Source organism: Acinetobacter sp. ANC_7635 (assembly GCF_056779945.1).
Genome location: NZ_JBWYIS010000061.1, coordinates 1 through 224 on the forward strand (window position 1 = coordinate 1; position 224 = coordinate 224).

A 224-nucleotide genomic window follows, 5' to 3' on the forward strand; every position below is an offset into this window, starting at 1 on the left:
GCCAAGTTGAAAAACTCAACCAACACCTCAGCGACTACTACGCTGGACAAAGCAAACAATTCATCGCCAAAGCCAGCGTCAGAGACAGCCAGGTCGGCTACTGGTTCAAACTCGATGGCCATCCAGAAATTGCACAACACAGCGGAGCTGATCAAGAATTCCTCATTGTTGGCAAACGCTACTACAACCAAAACAACCTACCCAAAGACTTAGACCAACAAGTC

General features: G+C 47.8%; 1 protein-coding gene. It reads left to right on the forward strand.

Annotated features, from left to right (window positions below):
* Positions 1 to 224, forward strand: a 224-nt coding sequence (locus tag AC1M89_RS14890; protein ID WP_481614416.1) for a hypothetical protein, incomplete at both ends; no start/stop codon positions are given.